The sequence below is a fragment of the Allohahella sp. A8 genome, assembly GCF_047946665.1.
Lineage (GTDB): Bacteria > Pseudomonadota > Gammaproteobacteria > Pseudomonadales > Oleiphilaceae > Allohahella.
In genome coordinates this window covers 468,109-487,737 of record NZ_CP172312.1, presented here as the reverse complement: position 1 = coordinate 487,737, position 19,629 = coordinate 468,109, and the positions used below count along the sequence as shown (strand labels likewise).

The window sequence follows — 19,629 nt, the reverse complement described above, 5'->3', positions numbered from 1 at the left end:
CTAGTGCCCTGTCTGGCGCTTCAGTACCCGCTTTACCATCATGACCGTAAAGCGGGCATCCTCCTGCAACACAGTGACTTCGAATTTGTGCTTCTGCAGGAACTGCTGATACGGCAGAAAGCTGTTGGCCACCAGCAGAACCCTACCCCCGGGCTTGAGCAGGCTTGCTAGCGATTCGAAGAAAACAAGTGTCGGCTCCAGCGATTTTCTCAGGCCCTCGTGGAATGGCGGATTACTGATGATCCAATCGAACGCGCCATGTTCACCGGTGTCGATCAACGGCCTTACGCCATCTGCCATGATGACCTGTGCCTCGGGCGCCAACTGGCTGAGGTTGAACGCAGTCGACTCACAGGCAGAGGCGCTGGTATCAACGGCCACGATATCCAGCCTGCCGTCAAATTGCGCCAGTGCAGCGGAGATTACGCCGTTGCCGCAACCAAAATCGAGCACGCGGCCCTTCAGTACGCCACTCTGCCTGCCATCCTTCCCAGCAGCCACGGAATCGCCAGGACAGTCGTTCAGCCACTCACACAGCGTAGAGAGCAGTAGCTCGGTACCCTCGTCAAGCTGTCCATAACTGAAGACGCCCGCACCCGAGCTCAAAGAGAGCGGCTTGCCTGTAAGCGGATTAGTGAACTCGAACTGTGCTCTGTCTGCAGCAAGTGCTGCTGTAAGCCACTGCAAGAGCGCCCCATCATCGCGCTGTACGGTGACGCGCCAGATCTGGCAGTGGCGCAGTGAATCCACCTTGCCGGCGTCAATGCCCGCCTTCACGAGGGATTTACCAATACCGTCAACACCACTGCGCTTCTCGCCGACAAGCAACACCTCATGCGATGCGGCAGAGCTTTGAACAAGCGTTTGCAGCAGGCTGTACAGCGCCTGCTTGGCCTTGGGCATGAAAACAAGCAACTGTGGCTCCGGCGGCAGTTCGTTGAAACTGATGCGACCAATGCCCTCGACTGGGCTGGCTACCCTGGTTGCGCCTGCCGGCCAGTGCTTCAGGAACCGATCGGCTGCAGCCGCTGTCTCGACGACGGCTAGACGCTGCTGAGCCTCCAGCAGGCCAGCCATACCATCGGCCGGGGGCCAGACCAGCACACAATCCGCCTTCAGCAGATCCTCGCGCTTCAGAATAGCCGCCGAGGGTGGCGAGAGATCGTCTGTCGTAGTAAGCGTTGTAGCCTGTGACCCTAAAAAACGTACCTGCAACTTCAGTAATCCTTTTTCCATTTCAGCTCAACGCCGCCGAAGCCAGTCTTGCCAGTAGAGGTCTCAAGGCTGATGTTGGGTCTGAGTTCGATTTCAACGCTGCCCTTCCAAGGCTGATTGACCTCTGGCGTGCGCTCCAGTTCAAGGTACACTTTATCACTGATGTACTTGCCCACGCCGACATTTACACCTTTGCCTTCGTCAGTCTCCTGCGTGCCCACCGTCAGTGAATCCACCCCGAGCAGCTGCTGCGCGCTGCCGAGCGGATCGAAGCCACCGCCGCCGCCCTGCAGTGACCTGACCGCCGAAGCCAGCTGCACCGCCTGAATTGGGGTAATACTCTGTATCGACTTACCGAAAAGTATGCGCGAAATGATTTCATCCTGAGGCAACGTTGGCACCGAGCTCAGTTCAATCTTGAGGTCCGCAGTGGTTCCTGAAACCTGTGCCTGATAGGTATAGGTATCGTCGGAATACTCACCCGTGATGACCAGCGCGACGGCATCGTTGGCGAAAGAGACCTGCCCGCGAGCCAGCTCGAACCGCTTGTTGAACAGGTCCATGTGTCCACGCTTGATGCCCAGCTCACCGGAGTAAATGGGATTACTGGCCGTACCGACGACCCTGATCTTGCCCTGCAGCTCGGCATCGAGACCGCGTCCCTTGAGGAAGACCTGTTGCGGTGCATTGATGATGACATCCAGCGGAATGACAGGCATGGCACCGGCCTCCGACTCCTCGACAGGAGGCTGTGTTGTGCCTGCGATACCACCTGACGACGGCTTACCGGCCTGGCGCTTCGATGGCAGATTGTCCACCACCGTCACGTCGATGGTCGGTATGGACGACTTGAGTGCGTTATCCAGCAGTATCTTCATGGGCTTTGCTTCAAGTCGGCCGGTGACGGCCACCTCTTCCGCATCGCCCTTGGCCGACAGATCACCGGAAATCGTAGCGCTCAGACCTGGCTGGCGTAGCAGATTAGCGTCTTTAAGATCCGCCTTGACGTCGAGCGTCATCGCAGCCCAGTCTGCCTGACCGTCGAGCTGGATACGGCCATCTTCTGCTACTTCAATGGTGCCTTCTTCGATGCTGAGGCGGCTCCCGTCGAGCCCAAGTCGAGTGTCGATCTTGCTGAGCTCCGTTCCCAGAGTCTTGTTTTCGTAAAAGCCATCCTTCAATGCCAGGAAGCCCTTGGCACGAGGGTCATCCGTGTTCCCCTGCACATCAAGGTCCAGCTGAAGATCGCCGCGAATCGTTTGCAGCGGATCGTTCAGAAATACATTCACGAAGTCGAGCTGGCTCGTACCCTTGATGGTCGCATCGATTGGCCACGGTGCGGACGGTGCGGACCCAGCACTGGAAGACAGGATCTTGTACAGGCGCTTGCGATAAGGCGACAGATCAGCCGCAACAGTGAGCTCAAGGGGCTTTTTGATATCGGTTCTTGCATCGGCCTGCTGCAGCTTCTGCAGTGCTTCGGATATGAAATCAAGCTCGAGCTTCAGGCGCTCTTTGGTTGTAGTCCAAACCGCTTCAATCTGCGCCTTCGCCGGCTCAGCCAGCGCAAGATCGGCGTTACGATTGGTCCGGAGCTTTTTGCGCGCCTCAAGCAGCACATCAAGTTCCGGGGCGGGCTGGACAAAGGTGAAACGGCCGCCGGTCTGCAGCAGGTCCGGTTGCAGGTCCAGAGTCAGGCCGCCGTCAAGTATGCCACTGGCCTCCGGTGGCAGCTCCAGGCCTGCCAATGTAAGCAGGCGTAGATCGATATCGCTGACATCGAGCTTGAGATCGGTCTTCAGCCCCTGAATCTGCCCGCGCTCTCTCAATGCATCAAGATCGGCCTGCAGGCTCCCCCGCAGGGCTACGACCGCTTCGGTGGGCATCGCCGGCAGCACCTGGGGCCCTTCGGCAGCTTCGTCCGTATCGTCCTCATCATCCTCAAGCCGGCTCGCGGCGCCAAGTCCCGGGCTCGCCTTCAGCGTAAGACCCGATATCGTCACGAGGTCGTCACGACGCCTCGCATCAAGCGCAATGCTGTAAGTCAAGGCGTCATACAAGCCTACAACGTCAAGATCGACGTCGAAGGCCGGGTCAGTCATCCGGCCACTGGCTTCGGCATCGAGGTCGACTGTGGCAGAGAGGCTGGCAAGCTGATCCGCGGTAGCTTCAGGCAGGAAAGGCCTGACTATGTCGAGCTCGAAGTCATTGACGCTGGCCTTGAGTTTGAGCGTGCCGTCACGAAGCCCAACCCACCCTGAAACAGCGGACTCAGACCCACGATAAGTCAGTTGACTTTTCACTATCTCAATCCGCTGTGCCTCACTGAGATTCGCCTTGACGCTCGCCGTGAGCTCAGCTGGACGTCCCTCTGGACAAACGCTGAGCGCCAGGTCACCCGCGACCACGGGCGTGGCAAAGGGGCCTTCGGCAGTCAGTTGCTTGACCGAAAGCCGGCCAAGATTACCAAGTCGCGCCCGCCGTGCCTGAATGGATCCAGCCTCGGCGCCGCCGGCCGCGGCTGTCGCTGTCTGGTTCTGGCTACATCGCAGGATTTCGGGCTCGGCGATGAGCGCATTGATTTGGGGAAGATCCAACTCGAGCGCATCGGCCAGTGCCAGTGCGCTGTTCAAGGGCACCGTCAGCGCCTCCACCTGCACCGCCAATTTTTCAGCGTCGATCCTGCCTGCCGTACGCAGCGAAATATCAGCCCAGTCGAGTTTGGTTTCGGAAAAGCTCAGTGCCTCGCCTGCTATTCCCAGCTCACTCGACAGGTCGAGCGACGCCTTAAAGAAGGTGGCTTCTACGCTCAGCCCGCCTGCTGCGGTGATAGCTGCCGGTTCGCTCCAGGGCATACTGCCTTCAAGATTGGCGGTGACCTGTCGCGGATGCAGCTCATCAAGCGGCAAACTAGCTGTAGCCTGCTTGTCGAGGAGGGGTTGGACAAGCTGAAGTGGCAGCGCTTCGATGGCGGCATCGAAGGTGAGCTTTTCCCGCCCCACGATGCCTGAAGCGGCGACGACGCCGTCCTCGACTCTAAGTTCAAGCGGTTCGATCTCGATCCGCTGCGATTCATAATCAGTCCCAGCAGTCTTCGCGATGAGTCGCAATTCAGGCTGACGCGTGAGCGTCACTGGCAGCCACTGGTTCAGCAAGGCCGGTGGAATCTGCGAAGTTTGCAGGCTCAGCTGCTTCATGGCCGGACCCGAATCCTGTGGAATTGCCTCGAGCTTTGCGCTGAGTGCTGGCAAGCCGGTTTGATCATCGCTTGCAGCTGACTCAGCTTCGTCGGCATCGCCAAGCGCCTGCACTGTGAGCTTGGCTCGAGCCTCCTGTAAACTGGCTTCGCCCGTAATTTTCCAGACCAGCGGAATTTCGGCCTGCTGCTCAGGACTCAGCGCGCCACCTTGCAGAAAATCATCCGTGAACTCAATGCGGTCTATCGCAAGTCTGTTGACCACGACGTGGGGCAATCCAGCGCTATCGACTTCGAACAACTGATCGATCAGCTGATTGACCTGGACTTCGAGATCGGCCGGTGACTCTTCTTCATCAACCACCGCCTCCTCGGCTGGCTGAGAGCCCCACGCTTTAGCATTGCTGTTTACCCAGACTGAGCTGGCGCCGAGCGCATCCAGAATATATTTCTCGTCCAGCGCTTCGCTCCAGAGGAAGTTGAGCTCGAAATTGCTGGCTGTCAAAAGCTGGTACTCCGTGGGATCCCCTGCAACAGCGGCAGCCGTTTCCTGGTCAGCATCACCAGTATCTACACGACTGACTTTGAGATCGCCAATGATCCAATGGGTCAAGCCGGGACTCTCTACTTCACTTAACTCGATCTGCCAGTCTGTATAATCATTCGCAAGCGCGGCGCCTCTTTCTGCCAACCAGACGCGACTATCCGGCTGCGATAGCGCCAGCGCCAGGGCCAGCAGCAGGATGATGACAAAGGTGAGCAGGGCAAGAATCCCACCCAGCACCCATCGGCCAATGCGCAGCAGTATGCTGCCGGTTCGGGACAACGCTGACATCAGTACGCCTCCCCAATGCTGATATACAGCTGAAAGCTGTCATCGATGCCGTCTCGACGGCTCAGTGGGAAACCGAAGTCGACTCGAAAGGGTGCAAAGGACGTGTAATAACGCAAACCAAAACCAGCGCCATATTTGAGGTTCTGATCGAAACGTGGGGCAGAGTCCGGCATTGCCAGGCCGCCGTCGACAAAGAGTACGAAACCAAGGTTCTCCCCTATGTGAAAGCGACCTTCAGTAGCCATTTCAATGAAAGACAGCCCACCGACCGGATCACCATCTTCGTCGAGCTCCCCCAGGGACTGAAACTTATAACCCCGGACCGACCCACCTCCACCGACGTAGTAGCGCTCGTCGGCAGGCACTGATTCTATGCCGGCACCTGTGATGGAACCGACACCGGCTTTCAAGGCCAGCGTTGGCTTCAATGACCAGGTCTCCGCAGTAAAATAGGTCGTGGCGGAGACATTCGACTTGATGAAACGGGTGTCCGTGTCCTTCAGATCCACGAAGGGCTCTACACCGAGGTTCAAAGTTGCACCATCACGCGGGTCGAGAATTTCGCTGGTGGTGTCGAGGCGCAGGCTCATCGGAAAGGAAAACAGTACGTACTGCTCGGTTTCACCTTCATCATCGATTTCACTGAGCCTGAAGCGGGGGCCTGCACTTGCTGCCCTGTTCTCGCTAATCTGCCGGGTGACAATGGCCGAGGTCTCCACCGATTTCGACCGAAAAGCCTCGAGATCGCGCTGGCTGGCGCTCGCGGAGATTTCGAGCTTCTGATCTTTTCGGTAGAACTTCGGCAGGGTCAGTTTCGAGGTCAGCGCCTGCGTGACTTCTGTAACCGTCAATTCCGTCTGGAATAGCTGACCGGCGCCGAAGAAGTTCCTGTGCTCCCAGCCGAGTGAGACGCCGACGCCCTCATCACTGGTGTAGCCACCACCGGCCTTGATGGTGCGGTGGCTACGCTCCTGCAAATCCAGCGTAATGTCTACCGTGCCAGCCTCTCTATTCAGTGTCAGCTGCTGATCCACCCGCGCAATCAGATTCGTTCGCAGGAGCTCCAGGCGAGCTTCGTTGAGCTTGGAGCGGTTGAAACATTCGCCGCTAGCCAGTGGGAGATCCTGCTCGAGAAATGCCGGATCGACCTCCTCAAGCCCTTGCAGCCGGATCTCACCCACCTTCACCTGCGGGCTTTTTTTCACCTTGAAGGTAATGAAGGCCAACTGATCTGGCGGGTAGATACTGGCCTTGTACTCAACGTCCACCTCATAGAGGCAGTTCTTGCTGGAGACGAAGTCTTCTATCTTCCGCTTCGCATCGAGTATGCGATCGGCCACGAGACCATCACCCTTTTTCAGCTTGAGATCGGCAAGGGATGGTACGTCGATACTGTCAGGTGACTTCAGCTCAAGCTTGCGAATGCGATACAAGGGGCCGGGCTCTACCTCATACATCAGTCGTCGATCGTCGCCATCGGGGTTCTCGAGTTCCGGCTCGACGCTGCCTTCGTAGTACCCCTGCGATCGCAGATACTTGAGAATGAACTCGCGCTCGGCATCCATGTACTGCTGCGGCGTTTCGTAGAATTCGTAAGCCGGGTTCTGCTTGCGATAGGTCTCCAGATCCTCAGCAATGGTGTCAGCCAGATCCTGTTGTGTCTCACTCCTGATCTTGAAATCAGGATGCTTGTCGCCGAAGAACGGCAAATCGATCGCTGTAGCAGCACCACTGAGCAGCGCGAGCAGAAAAAATGCGGATAACGCAGGATAATGATGCATAGATACCGTTAGTTATAATTCTGAAGACTCGCAGTCAGCACTGACCGAATATCCTGCCTGATGATCTCAGGCTGCAAGACTGTAGCGCGGCTTCCGAGGGAGAGAATCCAGTTTCTGAGCTGGATAGTACGACGAACTCGTACACGAACGATTGCTTCCGATGCAGACTCAAGCGTAACTGATTGTGTTGCGTTCAAGGGATAGTCGCTCAGGTCCTCGATCAGCTTGTCACCCTGCTGGCGTTTTATGGCCAAAACCAGGTCGTAGTCACCCCTATCGCTGTCATCGATGAAAACATCCATGTGTCCCGCATCGAGGTATGCCTGCAGGGAGAAATCCTCATCCGCAAAATTCTCTCGAAGCAGCTCGACGCGCCGGATCCTGTGAAGTAGAAAGTGACGGAACTCACCAGCTTCGTTCAACGATACAAGATACAGCTTCGGCAGCATGAGCACGACCCCCAAGGGGCTGAGACGATAAGTTTTCGTGGTGCTGCCATTTGAAGCTGAGACGCTGTACACGAGCTCGATCTGCTGAGCTCTGATGATCGCCTGATAGATGGTATCCAGCCAGCGCATGTCGAAATCGGGTGACTCCAATGACTGGCCCCGCTGGTAGAACTCGATCGAATCACGCAGTCGAAGGTAGTGCTGCGGCGCCAACTTTCGCTCTGAACGCTGCAACACACGCTCTGCTTCAGCGAAAAAGGCGGTCATTTCGTTCAGTGTGCTCTGAGGCAGGAGGTTTGACAGGTGTTTAGCCGTCATTGCAAATGCAACAGCCAGATAGCCCGGCATTTTCTCGAAATCAAAACGCTGTCGGTCTAGCGGGTCGAGCATCCAGGCCCTGCCCTTGCCCGCAGCCGGAACACTTCGCAGGCCAAAGGGATTGAGCGGCTCCTCAAGCTCATCGTCGGCTTCAGCAGGGTCAGCATCGAAAAAACCGGGGTCGTCGCCCAGCAGGAATTTCAAGTCGCGCTGTACTACTCGAAGCTGGCTGTTTCGCCGCTGCTCATCCGACTCTTCCAGATAACCCTGATCCTGCAGATGAGCGAGTATCGCTTCCGTAGAGCGCGGTACCGTAGTTCTGCGCAGATAGTCGAGAATGGCCAAACGCCTTACAAAGGTCTGCATACTGTAAGTTCATCCAGTTGACGACATTATTTGTCGTTTCTATCGCCTAGACTAGGCTCGTCGATCGGAAATGTCCAACTTGAGGACGACTCCGGTTCCATTGTCTGTCGAGGATCTGCGTATGTATCGAATCAATGCAATCACCAGCCGGGGTACCCGCTTCCGCTTTCGAATTACCAGCAGCCATATCGATGACCTGACCACAATGCTGGATAAAATCTTCGCTGGAACGGCGATGCACCTTGTACTGGTCCAGCCGATAAAATAGCCTTGCGGCGATGAGCCAAAAGCAACCTTCAAGCCTGAACTGGATCCGCCGCTTACTGTCTATCGGCAGATCCACAGCTGTGCCTGCACGACCTGCCAGTGCACGGATGGTCATGTTGACCGTACTGATCTGCACCCTGCCTGGCCTTACGGCGATGCTCTGGTTTTTTGGTGCGGGCGTGCTACTGCAGATCGGTGCAGCCAGCTTTGGTGCGATTGCCGCAGAAAGCATGGCGGCAGCGCTCAGGGGAAGATCTGTCTGGCGTCATCTACAGGATGGCTCTGCCCTGCTGGCTGGCTGGCTCATCGGTTTGTGTTTTCCGCCGCTGGCGCCATGGTGGCTGGCAGCCCTGGCGGGCATTCTGGGGCTCGGACTCGGCAAGCACGTCTATGGCGGGCTCGGGCAGAATATTTTCAATCCCGCCATGACCGGATACGCTCTGGTCCTCGTCTCATTCCCATTGCAACTGACTCAGGGTTGGCCGGATGCGGCGACGGATGCGACTGTCACGCTTGTTGGCGAACATGGGCAAGTGCTTATCGATGCCATATCTTCTGCGACGCCTCTCGATCAGTACAGACAGGCGCTGGTGATAGCGGCGTCCGCTGGGACAACCCGACTTGTCGAACCAGGGGCTTTTGCCTGGCAAATGATCAATCTTGGCTTTCTGTTTGGTGGCCTGATTCTACTGGCGCGAAGAATCATTCGATGGCAGATTCCGCTTGGTATGCTGGCCACTTTCAGCCTGTGCACGCTACTTGCCGGCTCAGAGAGTGGTTCCAGGCTGACCTTTCTCCTGTTTCAGCTGAGCTCCGGCGCGATAATGCTCGGCGCCTTCTTCATCGCGACTGATCCAGTGACTGCTGCTACCAGCCGGCAGGGTCAGCTGGTGTTCGGTGCAGGCATCGGCGTTCTGCTTGCGCTTATACGCAATTACAGTGCCTGGCCGGAAGGCGTGGCTTTTGCCGTATTATTCATGAATCTGTGTGTGCCTCTACTGGACTACTACACCCGCCCGAGGGTGTATGGCCATCAAAAGGCCAATAGGGGCATCAAGGCGTGAGCATCCAGTTTCAGCAGTCTCCTGCCCACACACTCGGCCTGTTTGCGGCCGTTTCAGCCGCACTGGTCACAGCCGTCTACCTTCTTACACGAGCACCGATAGAAGCGGCCGAAGCGCGCTGGTTTCAGCACAGACTCTCGGCGGTGTTGCAGCCACCGGGGTCCGCCACTGCGCTGGTGGCTTCAGAGGCCATCATCGAATTACCGGCACCCTCTGAGTGTCCGGCGTGTTGGTCAGACGCTGAGCTCGTCCAGGCTGATCAGGCGATTTACATGGCAGCCCAGAAAAGCGCTTCAGCAGTCTTTGCCATACCCAGCAGCAGTAGCCGTGGCTACAATGGCCGTATCGAGGTTATTACCGGAGTGCAGCTGGTGGGTGAACAGCAGGAACCAACGATTGTGTCCGTTGAAATCACCCGCCATCGGGAAACTCCGGGGATTGGCGACCGGATCGAAGCTGACAAAAGTCAATGGCTTGCACAGTTTCGCGGGCAGCACACCGTAGCCGGTGCGGATGCGCTCAGTGGCGCGACAATAAGTGCCTCGGCTGTAAAATCTGCGATAGACGACGCACTGCGCTTTGCCCGTGCCAACCAGGCAACCCTTAAAAGTCATTCCGCCCCATGACGATAACTTCACCCGCCACGCCCCAGTCTCATGCTTCACCTTCAGCAGACACCGGGCATGATCTAGGCAAGCTTTTCAGGCAGGGAATCTGGACCAACAATGCTGCAACCATCCAGCTACTGGGACTCTGCCCCTTGCTGGCTGTGAGTAACACCGTGGACAATGCGCTGGGACTGGGGCTGGCGACACTGTTCGTGCTGGTGCTATCGAGTACCCTGATCTCACTATTAAGGCATCATATTGCCGCTGAAGTCCGTCTGCCTGCATTCGTGCTCGTTATCGCTTCGGCAGTGACCTGCATCGATCTGCTGATGCAGGCCTACTCAATTTCGCTCTATCGCAACCTCGGGATATTCATTCCACTGATCGTGACCAACTGTCTCATCCTCGCACGAGCCGAAGCATTCGCAAGCCGGCAGCCGGTCACGCTGGCCGTTGCGGACGCAGCTGCAATGGGTCTCGGCTTTCTACTCGTCATACTTGTGCTCGGCTCAATACGGGAATGGCTGGGCGTAACATTACAGGTACTGGTGGTGGCGCTGCCGCCGGGAGCGTTCATTATCCTGGGGCTCATGGTGGCCCTCGTCAGGAGCATAAGACGGTCATGAACAGAGAGACGCGGCGGGAAATGTTCGAGATTTTCCGTGAGCAGAATCCAGAGCCCAGAACAGAGCTGGAATACGCAGATGAGTTCCAGTTACTCATAGCCGTCATACTCTCGGCTCAGGCCACTGATGTTGGGGTGAATAAGGCCACCAGGCACCTGTTTCCGGTCGCGCCGACGCCACAGGCGATGCTCGATCTGGGACTCGACGGGCTCAAATCACACATAAAGACGATTGGGCTTTTCAATACAAAGGCAGAGAACGTAATGAAAACCTGCCGTCTGCTTGTCGAGCAGCATGACGGCAAGGTTCCAGCGGATCGTGCAGCGCTGGAAGCCTTGCCTGGTGTCGGCAGAAAGACGGCGAATGTGGTGCTGAATACAGCCTTTGGCCAGCCTACCATGGCCGTGGACACCCATATTTTCAGGGTGAGCAATCGCACGGGCCTGGCGCCGGGCAAGACGGTCCTGGAGGTCGAGAAGAAACTATTGAAAAACGTACCGAAAGAATTCCTGCACGATGCGCATCACTGGCTCATCCTGCACGGGCGCTATATCTGTATCGCTCGTAAGCCGCGCTGTATGGCCTGCGCGGTAAGTGAGGTGTGTGACTACAAGCATAAGAACCTGTAGTCACCCAGCTAACAAGCTGCTCAGATCAGCTCTCGACGAAGGCTCGCTCGATGACGTAGTGACCAAAGTCTCCCTGTCTGGCTTCAACGAAGCCCCGCTCGTCCAGAATCTTGCAGGTATCCTTCAGCATGCTGGGACTGCCACACACCATGAAGCGATCACTCTCGAGATCGAATGTCGGCAGGCCGATATCCTGGAATAGCTGACCGCTTTCCATCAGATCAGTCAGACGTCCCTTGTTGTGGTAGGGCTCGCGTGTCACTGTCGGGTAGTAGATCAGCTGATTCTTGATCAGATCACCGAAGAACTCATTTTGCGGCAGTTCGTTCTGAATCATGTCCTGATAAGCCAGCTCTGAAACGAAGCGGACGCCATGGGTCAGGATGACCTTGTCAAACTTTTCGTAGGTTTCAGGATCCTTGATGATGCTCATGAACGGCGCCAGCCCAGTGCCGGTGCTGACCAGATAAAGATTTCTGCCAGGTAGGAGATGATCGATCAACAGCGTGCCAGTAGGCTTGTTGCTCATGATGATCGGGTCGCCGACCTTGATCTTCTGCAGCTTCGAAGTCAACGGGCCGTCCTGCACCTTGATGCTGAAGAATTCCAGTTCCTCCTCGTAGTTTGCGCTGGCGATGCTGTACGCTCGCATCAATGGCCGCGCTGCACCTTCCTGCTCCAGACCAATCATGATGAAGTGACCATTTTTGAAGCGGAAGCTGGGGTCTCTACTGGTCTTGAAACTGAAGAGGGTATCGTTCCAGTGATGTACGCTCGTGACTGTTTCCGTTCTAAGATTTGCCATTTCAGAGACCCCGAAAAAGTGGAAAATGATTGCTAAACCTGATGCAGGGAATGGTACCGAAAGCAGACACTACTGGAAAACCAATTATTCGGATATACTAAATCGGATATTCCGATACAAGGACCGATACAAGGAGAGCGCCAATGCGCTTTACGCTCCGGCAGCTCGAAGTCTTTCTCGCTACAGCCCGCCTTGGTAATCTCAGCCAGGCAGCAGAAGCCCTCTCGCTCTCCCAATCTGCTGCAAGTGAATCACTGAAGACACTCGAACAACAATTTGATATCCAGTTGTTCGACCGCACCGGCAAGAAGCTGAGGCTCAACGACCTCGGCACTGTCCTGAGGCCCAAGGCTCAGGCCTTGCTGGATCGGGCCATCGATCTCGAGCTCGACTTGCAGCATCACCAGGACGCTGGCGGTCTCAATCTTGGCGCAACCATGTCGATCGGCAACTACAACGCGATACCCTACCTGGCGAGGTTCGCCGATCTTTATCCAGAGATCTCGCCAACCCTCGAAATCGCCAATACCAAACGGATCTCCGAAAAACTGATTAACTTTGAGCTTGATGTCGGGCTGATAGAGGGCGAAATAAATCACTCCGAACTGATCATCGAGCCCTGGCAGGACGATGAGCTCATATTGGTGTGTGGTGCTGACCACCTGCTGGCCGATGCAGGGCTACACCAGCGGGGAGACTTGCCACCGATTCTGTCGGACGATGAGCTGAGAGACGAACAATGGATTCTTCGAGAACAAGGCTCTGGCACCAGACAGACATTCGACCGCGCAATGGCTGGCCTGTTGCCGCAGCTGCATGTGCGTATGGAGCTTCAGCATATCGAAGCGATCAAACAGGCCGTGGCGGCGGGGCTTGGTATCTCCTGCCTTTCACGATTATCCGTGCAGGAGATGCTGGACAGTGGTCGCCTCATCGAACTGAAAGCGGCGAACCGTAATTTCAGCCGTCAGCTCTTCCTCGTCTGGCACAAGAAGAAATTTCTAAGCGCAGCCATGACCGCGTGGATCGATCTGTGTCGGGAATCTGCCTGAGCCTCATTCGACAGGCATACAGCTTGTTTCTAGAATACCCAGATATCGACCAATAATAGATCAGCCTCGTTCAGGCGAGTCCAGAGGATTTCAAGATCACCATACCATCTCGCTCACTGCTTGTTCTAATGGCGTCAGGCTGGCTGTTCGGATCTGCTTTTGCCGGCGCATCCGATGACGTTCGAATATCTGGAGCTGACCGTACTGCGGCCCGACCCGATGTATTGCGGGTTACGAGACCAACCAACGCCGATCAGAAGTCGACGGAGTATGTCTGGCAGCTCGTCAGCGCAGCCTATGCATCGTTGGACATAGCAGTGCTTGCTGTCGACGTGCCGCTTGCGAGGATGTACATCATGGCAGACCAGGGTTCCGCTGACGCCGCACTTGCAGGCGTGGCTGAGCAGATCGAGCCGCGTTATACCAATCTGGTACGCGTGCCGGTACCGGTCTTTGATAGTCGCTATCACATCTATGGCTTCGATACAGATCGGCGCATCGATAGCTGGGCAGATCTTGGCACCAACACAATCGCGGCTATTCGGGGTTTTGATACGATCAAGCGATATCTGCCTCAAGAGCAGATTGTTTGGGTAAATTCTGCTGCGCAGTTGCTTGGGCTGCTTGAGCAGAAGCGCGTGTATTACGTGGTGGGGCTTGAGAAGCAGATGGCCGCTGAACTGGCAAAGACAGTCAGACCGGCATCGAAACGGATCAGACGATTGAACGAAAACGCGCTATATGAGGTGATTCTGTTTCACTATCTCGCGCCGCAGCATGCTTCGCTAAAAGATGAACTCGCTGAGGCTATAGCCAGTGAAATTCAGAAAAGGTCTGACAAAGAAGACCAGCGGTCGGACAACGAGCCCGCAACAGTGGAGTGAACCGGGCCGGCGCCGCTGCGCCAGGTCCGGTTCGGAATTGCAGGGCGTCTTATTTCTTGCCGAGCATCGCCATTTTGAGATCTTCCTGAGCTGGCTTGTCTGAGAGCCAGATACCGAAGACGGCTTCCTTGAACTTCTTGTCAGACTTTACAGTCTGGATGAGTTCTTCGTTCTTGTAGATTTCGATACCGGTACCAGGTACATAAACCAGGTCAAATACGTCATTTTCCTGGATCTCTTCGTCGAACGCGCTCATGAACTGATCGATTTCCTTCTGCAGTGGCGCCATGTCGCCGCCTGTAGAACTCTCGAAACCTTCCATGGTGGCATCTTTCATTTTTTCACTGGTCACCATGCCTGAAACCATGTGCAGCTTGACAGCCATAGGCTTGTCGGCGGCGACGATGGCAGCGCCGTCGTTCATTGACTCAGGCAGGTAGAGACCACCAACGTACACGTTGAAGAACCACTTTTCACGGATGCCCGCACCGTTCAGGCGAAGATCGGTTCCAGCGGCTTCCATGGTATCCGGAATTTCAACATTGGCTACAGTTGCAGCTTGTGAAATGGTGCTGACGGACAGTGCAATTGCAGCACCTGCGATAAGATTTTTGATGGCGTTCATTCTTTGATCCCTTCGTGATGAATATTTATTAGAGTTGAGCCTGCTCGTGTCTGAGTAGCTTTCTTCCCAGCTTCCGCATTGTTCAACCGACCAATGATGGGCGACCCTCTCCAGTTCTCTGACTGAATTCAGGTCCCGGCCAGTCTGCGGCGCGCTCCGCAGTGTAACAAGATGTTATGCGGTGAAATGCAGAGCAGTTCTCACTCCCGCCATGGTCGGTGGCGATAGAAAAGTCGATTCTTATCGATCTACTGCTGTGGATGTGGCGTAAGATACCCGGGAGACACACCGGATTCAGCACACTGCATGCGCCGGCGGAGAGTTCTCAAGTTGTAATCAAATTATAGTAATGGAGCATACAAGCATGGAAATCTCTAAGGTAATGGCCAGGTTCATGACGCTTTTGACTGCTGCAGTCTTCACAGTCGGCCTTAGCGCCTGTGATACAGACGGCCCTGCAGAAAATGCCGGCGAGAGCATGGATAATGCAGCCACTGATACAGGCAATGCGATCGAAGATGCCTGTGAGAACGTCAAGGAAGGTGCGGGCGCAGACGATACAGACTGCTGATTTCGCTGGCGTGAGCGTCCTCGTGGACCTCACGCCGCTTCTCGCGTGCCAGGCCAGGCACAGTCAAAGTTAGGCCCCTCATGAACATCAACATCGCCCCCCTGAAGATCATCAGAGAGCAGATCGAAGCCTTCACTACCAGTTTTATCGCCGTACTTCCCAATCTTCTCGCCGCCGTTCTATTTCTCGTTGTGGTCTGGCTTGCCAACAAGCTGATCGGTTCAATCTACAGCCGTGTGCTCGCCCGCACCCACATGCGCTCATCTCTGAAGGCTGCCCTGCAGTCGCTCGTAAGCGTGGCGGTATGGACCTTTGGCCTCCTGATAGCCGCGACTATAGCCATGCCCGGACTAACGCCGACAAAGCTGCTTGCCGGTCTCGGCCTTGGATCGATAGCGATCGGTCTGGCCTTCAAAGATATCTTCGAGAACTTTCTGGCAGGCATACTCATATTACTGCGGGAGCCAATGCGAATCGGTGACTATATCGAGGTGGAAGGGATCAGTGGTGAAGTCAAGAAGATCACGCTACGCGATACCTATCTGCGTCAGGTCGACGGTGATTTGATACTTCTGCCAAATTCCGTGCTGTACAAGAACGCGGTCTCCGTCCATACCGATTGGGACCGAAAACGGGTCACCATCATCGTAGGTATCGCTTACGATGAAGATGTTGCCGAAGGTCGCCGTGTCATTGAAGCTGCATTAAAAGACCTGGATACGGTTGATCAGCAGCGGCCTGTCGAAATTTTCGCCCAGGCGTTCAATTCCAGCAGCATAGATTTTGAAGTGACTTGGTGGACAGGCTCAAGGCCTGTGGAAATACGCCGTTCGAAGGACAAGGTGGTAGAGGCTGTCAAGACTGCGCTTGACGAAGCGGGCATTGAGATTCCGTTTCCTTACCGCACACTCACCTTCAAGGATCCGTTGGCCCTTCGAAGCAGTAGCAACGATGAAGATCCCTCGCAAGGTGTCGAAAACACCTGATCCGTCGGATCATCGAAAGAACCGCAGTCATAAAAAAGCCCGGCAACTTGCCGGGCTTTTTGCTGGCGCCTGAGAAGCGCCTCGAGAGATAGTGCTGAAATTTAGCCGAACAGCGTCTCGCCGGACAGACCTTCCTTCTCCATGAGTTCACGCATTCTCTTCAATGCCTCAACCTGGATCTGACGAACGCGCTCACGGGTCAGGCCAATTTCCTGACCAACTTCTTCCAGTGTGCTCATCGGATAGCCTCTGAGACCGAAGCGACGAGAGATGACTTCCTGCTGCTTGTCGGTCAGCTCGTCGAGCCAGCGGTCCAGGCAGGAATTCATGTCGTTGTCCTGGAGCACCTGCGCAGGGTCTGCACTGCCTTCATCAGCAACGGTGTCGAGCAACGATTTATCTGCATTGCCCGCCAATGGCGAGTCAACGGAAGTGACACGCTCATTCAAACCCAGCATGCGCTTGACGTCCTTCACAGGGCGTTCGAGCAGCTCGGCGATGTCTTCAGCCGTGGGCTCATGATCCAGCTTCTGAGTCAGCTCTCTTGCGGCTCTGAGATAGACATTGAGTTCTTTCACAACATGAATCGGCAGACGGATGGTGCGGGTCTGGTTCATGATGGCGCGCTCGATGGTCTGACGAATCCACCAGGTCGCGTAGGTAGAGAAACGGAAGCCGCGCTCTGGATCGAACTTCTCGACCGCACGGATCAGACCAAGATTACCTTCCTCGATGAGGTCCAGCAGGGTCAGGCCGCGGTTAACATAACGCCGCGCGATCTTCACCACCAGACGGAGGTTGCTTTCTATCATCCGCTTACGACCGCGCTCATCACCCTTGCGGGCCAGACGGGCGAAATGCACTTCTTCTTCGGGCGTTAGTAGTGGAGAGAAACCAATCTCATTGAGATAGATCTGAGTTGCATCCAGGTTCCGATAGGATTGTCCATCGGCCAGCTTGAAACGGCCAGAGTTCTTCAGTTCATCAAAAGAATCGTCGTCGCTATCGTCGTCAAGGCTATCCTGCGCATCATATCCTGCATCCATGTCGTCCTGCTTCTCAGCAGTTTCATAATCGAACGCATTGTCTTCTGCATATGCTTTTGCGTTAGCTGCCATTGTCATTCCAACCTTTTCTGTCTGCCCCGGCGTCCCGAATCAGGAACCGCCACCGGCTTGCGCTGCTGTTGATGTGCTGCTGGGCGCTCTTTGTCGCCTATCGCGTACACACTCATTTTTTTCAAATCATTCAGTCTTCGCGCACAAGGATCGTTCTCTGATGTCTCACAGGGATCACCTGTTCAACGTTTCGGCAGATAACCCTTCGGGTCAACCGGGACGCCTCGCTTGCGTACTTCAAAGTGCAGCTTGACGCGGTTGGTTCCGGATGACCCCATCTCAGCGATGGGATCGCCTGCCTTCACTGTGCCACCCTCAGCAACCAGTATCTTGCTGTTATGAGCGTAGGCACTCAGAAACTCTTCATTGTGCGTTATGATCACGAGCCGCCCGTAGCCTAGTAACCCGCTGCCTGCGTAGACCACTTCGCCCGCTGCAGCGGCGACTATCGGATCGCCTTCCTTGCCTGCTATGTCGATACCTTTGCTGCCATAGCCTGCATTGCTGAAACCTTCAATAATTGGGCCAGCGTGAGGCCACCTCCACACAGAGGGTGCTTTACCAGTATGTTTGGTAATCGGTGCTTTGGCGGTTTGTGTCTTTTTGTTACTGGCAGTGGAAACAGGACCTTGCGGAGCCTTTTTAACAGGCGGTTGAGCGCGGGGTCTGGCGGGCGGTGCAGAAGCTGGACGCCATGCGCCGGTATCTTCGAGCGTTATGAGTTGATTGGGATAGACCCGGTAAGGTGGCGCAATATCGTTTTCTGCTGCGAGTTCGCGAAAATCTCGACCATAGCGCCAGGCAATTGAGTGCAAGGATTCACCGGGCTGAACACGGTGGGAACCCCAACGGACCGGCGGGTTGAAGCTCGGATCCTGATAGATATCAGGCGAGGTACAGGAAAGCAGCGCAAGCCCGAGAACGCATAGAACAAGGCGTAGCGGCCTAGACATCTATACCTACTGCGGCTGTACCGCGGACAGCACCCTCCGAAGTCACAAACCAGTTAGCACACTTCATGCCAGTTCTCCTATACACACAGTTACAAAGAAGCCAGAAAAAAGTGGTTTTTGATAGTTCAACCGCAGCTTTTGATAACTAAAATGGAGCCGAAAACACCTTTTATATAGCTAAATAGCGTAAAGAATCTATAGAACGCGGCTCTAAGTAACTAATAAGCCGACATATTCTGAATTGTTCTAGTCGTACAAACGCTTTGCAACCTGATTTCATTGCTACCGCCAGTAACGCTGCTGAGAGGAGCGGTAACACTAGGCCCCGCTCAGTTGACACAATCTTCAAAGAATAGCCGATAAGCGGCTAATTTAGTTGGTCAGGCGCCTTGAACCTGTTCAGTACGACGATGAGCACAACCCCAGCCAGAGATAGTAGAAGCACCGCTAATATTTGCGGATCAAGTCCGCTTGTTTCGGCAAATTCGGCGGGACCTACGTTGATTTGCACCAGCGGGGTCTCCTCGCCATGGCTGTTAGTGCGATAACTCACGGTCTCTTTCCACGGCCAGACCTTGTTGAGCGCGCCGAGCATAAGACCAGTCAGCGCTACCATGAGCATGGTGTAGTAGCGCGCCATGAGATAGCTCAAGACTCGCGAAAATAGCAGAAGGCCCACTACGCAGCCCGCCGCAAATACGCCGAGAATTTCAAAATCAAAAGTCTTTATGGCGTCCATGATTGGGGGATAAAGACCAAACATCAGCAGCAGAAAGCTGCCTGACAGCCCCGGTAGAATCATCGCCGATATGGCTACGACACCGCCTACGAACAAATTGAGAACATTCGGCTCAATGCTGACGGGGGTCAGGTCTGTGATGAGCCAGGCGATCACCGCAGAAGCCAGCAGAACCACCCAGTGGACCGGTTTAATGGTTCCGGCCACTCGCAAAATGAAGATGGCGGAACCCAGGATGAGGCCGAAAAAGAATCCCCAAAGGAGGTGGGGATAGGTCGCCAGCAGATGTGAAATCAGACTGGCGAGCAGCACGATACTGGTTAACACACCGCTGAAAAGTGCAAGCAAAAAGGCGCCATCCATGCGCCGCCACACCGCGACAAATCCCTCTGTACGAAACAGCGGCCACAGCGCGGGGCCTATGCTGCTGAGCGCAATGAGAAGTCTCTGGTAAATCCCTGTAATAAAAGCAATTGTCCCTCCGGATACGCCCGGTATGACATCTGCGGCACCCATTGCCATTCCTTTCAGAAACGTCACTA

18 protein-coding genes are annotated in these 19,629 nt (G+C 55.4%); 9 read left to right on the top strand and 9 right to left on the bottom strand.

Annotated elements, in window-relative coordinates:
- The 4 genes from ACH3PB_RS02280 to ACH3PB_RS02265 are packed head-to-tail and all read right to left on the bottom strand — an operon-like array spanning position 1 to position 8,160.
- Positions 1 to 1,236 (bottom strand): methyltransferase, encoded by a 1,236-nt coding sequence (locus ACH3PB_RS02280; protein WP_416397855.1) that lies wholly within the window; start codon positions 1,234 to 1,236, stop codon positions 1 to 3.
- Positions 1,218 to 5,246, bottom strand: coding sequence for a translocation/assembly module TamB domain-containing protein (locus ACH3PB_RS02275; protein ID WP_416397854.1), 4,029 nt, complete (start codon positions 5,244 to 5,246; stop codon positions 1,218 to 1,220). The genes ACH3PB_RS02280 and ACH3PB_RS02275 overlap by 19 nt, the downstream gene beginning before the upstream one ends.
- Positions 5,246 to 7,027, bottom strand: coding sequence for an autotransporter assembly complex protein TamA (locus ACH3PB_RS02270; RefSeq protein ID WP_416397853.1), 1,782 nt, complete (start codon positions 7,025 to 7,027; stop codon positions 5,246 to 5,248). The genes ACH3PB_RS02275 and ACH3PB_RS02270 overlap by 1 nt, the downstream gene beginning before the upstream one ends.
- 8 nt (positions 7,028 to 7,035) lie before the next feature.
- Entirely contained in the window at positions 7,036 to 8,160 is a 1,125-nt protein-coding gene (locus tag ACH3PB_RS02265; RefSeq protein WP_416397852.1) for a helix-turn-helix transcriptional regulator, read from the bottom strand.
- Positions 8,161 to 8,281: 121 nt separating this feature from the next.
- Between ACH3PB_RS02265 and ACH3PB_RS02260 the strand changes: the two genes are divergently transcribed.
- From ACH3PB_RS02260 to nth, 5 genes are all read left to right on the top strand, one after another.
- The gene (locus tag ACH3PB_RS02260; RefSeq protein ID WP_416397851.1) at positions 8,282 to 8,428 is read left to right on the top strand and encodes a hypothetical protein; all 147 of its coding nucleotides are present in this window, start codon (positions 8,282 to 8,284) and stop codon (positions 8,426 to 8,428) included.
- A gap of 112 nt (positions 8,429 to 8,540) precedes the next feature.
- Complete coding sequence (locus ACH3PB_RS02255; protein WP_416397850.1) at positions 8,541 to 9,491, top strand: RnfABCDGE type electron transport complex subunit D; 951 nt, start codon at positions 8,541 to 8,543, stop codon at positions 9,489 to 9,491.
- Complete coding sequence (locus tag ACH3PB_RS02250; RefSeq protein ID WP_416397849.1) at positions 9,488 to 10,117, top strand: FMN-binding protein; 630 nt, start codon at positions 9,488 to 9,490, stop codon at positions 10,115 to 10,117. The genes ACH3PB_RS02255 and ACH3PB_RS02250 overlap by 4 nt, the downstream gene beginning before the upstream one ends.
- Positions 10,114 to 10,725 (top strand): electron transport complex subunit RsxE, encoded by a 612-nt coding sequence (gene rsxE / locus ACH3PB_RS02245; RefSeq protein WP_416397848.1) that lies wholly within the window; start codon positions 10,114 to 10,116, stop codon positions 10,723 to 10,725. The genes ACH3PB_RS02250 and rsxE overlap by 4 nt, the downstream gene beginning before the upstream one ends.
- Positions 10,722 to 11,354 carry an endonuclease III gene (nth, locus tag ACH3PB_RS02240; RefSeq protein ID WP_416397847.1) on the top strand — a complete coding sequence of 211 codons (633 nt, stop codon included), beginning with the start codon at positions 10,722 to 10,724 and terminating at the stop codon, positions 11,352 to 11,354. Before rsxE ends, nth begins: the two co-directional genes overlap by 4 nt.
- 25 nt (positions 11,355 to 11,379) lie before the next feature.
- Here the strand turns inward: nth and ACH3PB_RS02235 are convergent, their stop codons facing one another.
- Positions 11,380 to 12,159, bottom strand: coding sequence for a ferredoxin--NADP reductase (locus ACH3PB_RS02235; RefSeq protein WP_416397846.1), 780 nt, complete (start codon positions 12,157 to 12,159; stop codon positions 11,380 to 11,382).
- Between the two features lie 143 nt (positions 12,160 to 12,302).
- Between ACH3PB_RS02235 and ACH3PB_RS02230 the strand changes: the two genes are divergently transcribed.
- On the top strand, positions 12,303 to 13,211 hold the full coding sequence (locus tag ACH3PB_RS02230) for a LysR substrate-binding domain-containing protein (RefSeq protein ID WP_416397845.1): 909 nt from the start codon (positions 12,303 to 12,305) through the stop codon (positions 13,209 to 13,211).
- A gap of 128 nt (positions 13,212 to 13,339) precedes the next feature.
- Complete coding sequence (locus ACH3PB_RS02225; protein WP_416397844.1) at positions 13,340 to 14,095, top strand: hypothetical protein; 756 nt, start codon at positions 13,340 to 13,342, stop codon at positions 14,093 to 14,095.
- Positions 14,096 to 14,144: 49 nt separating this feature from the next.
- Here the strand turns inward: ACH3PB_RS02225 and ACH3PB_RS02220 are convergent, their stop codons facing one another.
- Complete coding sequence (locus tag ACH3PB_RS02220; RefSeq protein WP_416397843.1) at positions 14,145 to 14,720, bottom strand: chalcone isomerase family protein; 576 nt, start codon at positions 14,718 to 14,720, stop codon at positions 14,145 to 14,147.
- A 364-nt stretch (positions 14,721 to 15,084) separates the two neighbouring features.
- Here ACH3PB_RS02220 and ACH3PB_RS02215 point away from each other — a divergent pair, with 364 nt between their 5' ends.
- Both ACH3PB_RS02215 and ACH3PB_RS02210 read left to right on the top strand, forming a co-directional pair.
- Entirely contained in the window at positions 15,085 to 15,291 is a 207-nt protein-coding gene (locus tag ACH3PB_RS02215; protein WP_416397842.1) for a hypothetical protein, read from the top strand.
- 80 nt (positions 15,292 to 15,371) lie between these two features.
- Complete coding sequence (locus tag ACH3PB_RS02210; RefSeq protein ID WP_416397841.1) at positions 15,372 to 16,277, top strand: mechanosensitive ion channel family protein; 906 nt, start codon at positions 15,372 to 15,374, stop codon at positions 16,275 to 16,277.
- Positions 16,278 to 16,378: 101 nt separating this feature from the next.
- On the opposite strand, the gene rpoS is transcribed toward ACH3PB_RS02210, so the two are convergent.
- The 3 genes from rpoS to ACH3PB_RS02195 form a co-directional block, all read right to left on the bottom strand.
- The gene (gene rpoS / locus ACH3PB_RS02205; protein ID WP_416397840.1) at positions 16,379 to 17,395 is read right to left on the bottom strand and encodes an RNA polymerase sigma factor RpoS; all 1,017 of its coding nucleotides are present in this window, start codon (positions 17,393 to 17,395) and stop codon (positions 16,379 to 16,381) included.
- Positions 17,396 to 17,577: 182 nt separating this feature from the next.
- Positions 17,578 to 18,348 carry a peptidoglycan DD-metalloendopeptidase family protein gene (locus ACH3PB_RS02200; RefSeq protein ID WP_416397839.1) on the bottom strand — a complete coding sequence of 257 codons (771 nt, stop codon included), beginning with the start codon at positions 18,346 to 18,348 and terminating at the stop codon, positions 17,578 to 17,580.
- A 367-nt stretch (positions 18,349 to 18,715) separates the two neighbouring features.
- Positions 18,716 to 19,603, bottom strand: coding sequence for a DUF368 domain-containing protein (locus ACH3PB_RS02195; protein ID WP_416397838.1), 888 nt, complete (start codon positions 19,601 to 19,603; stop codon positions 18,716 to 18,718).
- Between the last annotated feature and the right edge of the window lie 26 nt (positions 19,604 to 19,629).

Coding starts and splice junctions, on each gene's coding strand:
- ACH3PB_RS02280 (WP_416397855.1), bottom strand. CDS start 1,236: ATGGAAAAAGGATTACTGAAGTTGCAGGTACGTTTTTTAGGGTCACAG.
- ACH3PB_RS02275 (WP_416397854.1), bottom strand. CDS start 5,246: ATGTCAGCGTTGTCCCGAACCGGCAGCATACTGCTGCGCATTGGCCGA.
- ACH3PB_RS02270 (WP_416397853.1), bottom strand. CDS start 7,027: ATGCATCATTATCCTGCGTTATCCGCATTTTTTCTGCTCGCGCTGCTC.
- ACH3PB_RS02265 (WP_416397852.1), bottom strand. CDS start 8,160: ATGCAGACCTTTGTAAGGCGTTTGGCCATTCTCGACTATCTGCGCAGA.
- ACH3PB_RS02260 (WP_416397851.1), top strand. CDS start 8,282: ATGTATCGAATCAATGCAATCACCAGCCGGGGTACCCGCTTCCGCTTT.
- ACH3PB_RS02255 (WP_416397850.1), top strand. CDS start 8,541: ATGTTGACCGTACTGATCTGCACCCTGCCTGGCCTTACGGCGATGCTC.
- rsxE (WP_416397848.1), top strand. CDS start 10,114: ATGACGATAACTTCACCCGCCACGCCCCAGTCTCATGCTTCACCTTCA.
- nth (WP_416397847.1), top strand. CDS start 10,722: ATGAACAGAGAGACGCGGCGGGAAATGTTCGAGATTTTCCGTGAGCAG.
- ACH3PB_RS02235 (WP_416397846.1), bottom strand. CDS start 12,159: ATGGCAAATCTTAGAACGGAAACAGTCACGAGCGTACATCACTGGAAC.
- ACH3PB_RS02230 (WP_416397845.1), top strand. CDS start 12,303: ATGCGCTTTACGCTCCGGCAGCTCGAAGTCTTTCTCGCTACAGCCCGC.
- ACH3PB_RS02225 (WP_416397844.1), top strand. CDS start 13,340: ATGGCGTCAGGCTGGCTGTTCGGATCTGCTTTTGCCGGCGCATCCGAT.
- ACH3PB_RS02220 (WP_416397843.1), bottom strand. CDS start 14,720: ATGAACGCCATCAAAAATCTTATCGCAGGTGCTGCAATTGCACTGTCC.
- ACH3PB_RS02215 (WP_416397842.1), top strand. CDS start 15,085: ATGGAAATCTCTAAGGTAATGGCCAGGTTCATGACGCTTTTGACTGCT.
- ACH3PB_RS02210 (WP_416397841.1), top strand. CDS start 15,372: ATGAACATCAACATCGCCCCCCTGAAGATCATCAGAGAGCAGATCGAA.
- rpoS (WP_416397840.1), bottom strand. CDS start 17,395: ATGGCAGCTAACGCAAAAGCATATGCAGAAGACAATGCGTTCGATTAT.
- ACH3PB_RS02200 (WP_416397839.1), bottom strand. CDS start 18,348: ATGTCTAGGCCGCTACGCCTTGTTCTATGCGTTCTCGGGCTTGCGCTG.
- ACH3PB_RS02195 (WP_416397838.1), bottom strand. CDS start 19,603: ATGGGTGCCGCAGATGTCATACCGGGCGTATCCGGAGGGACAATTGCT.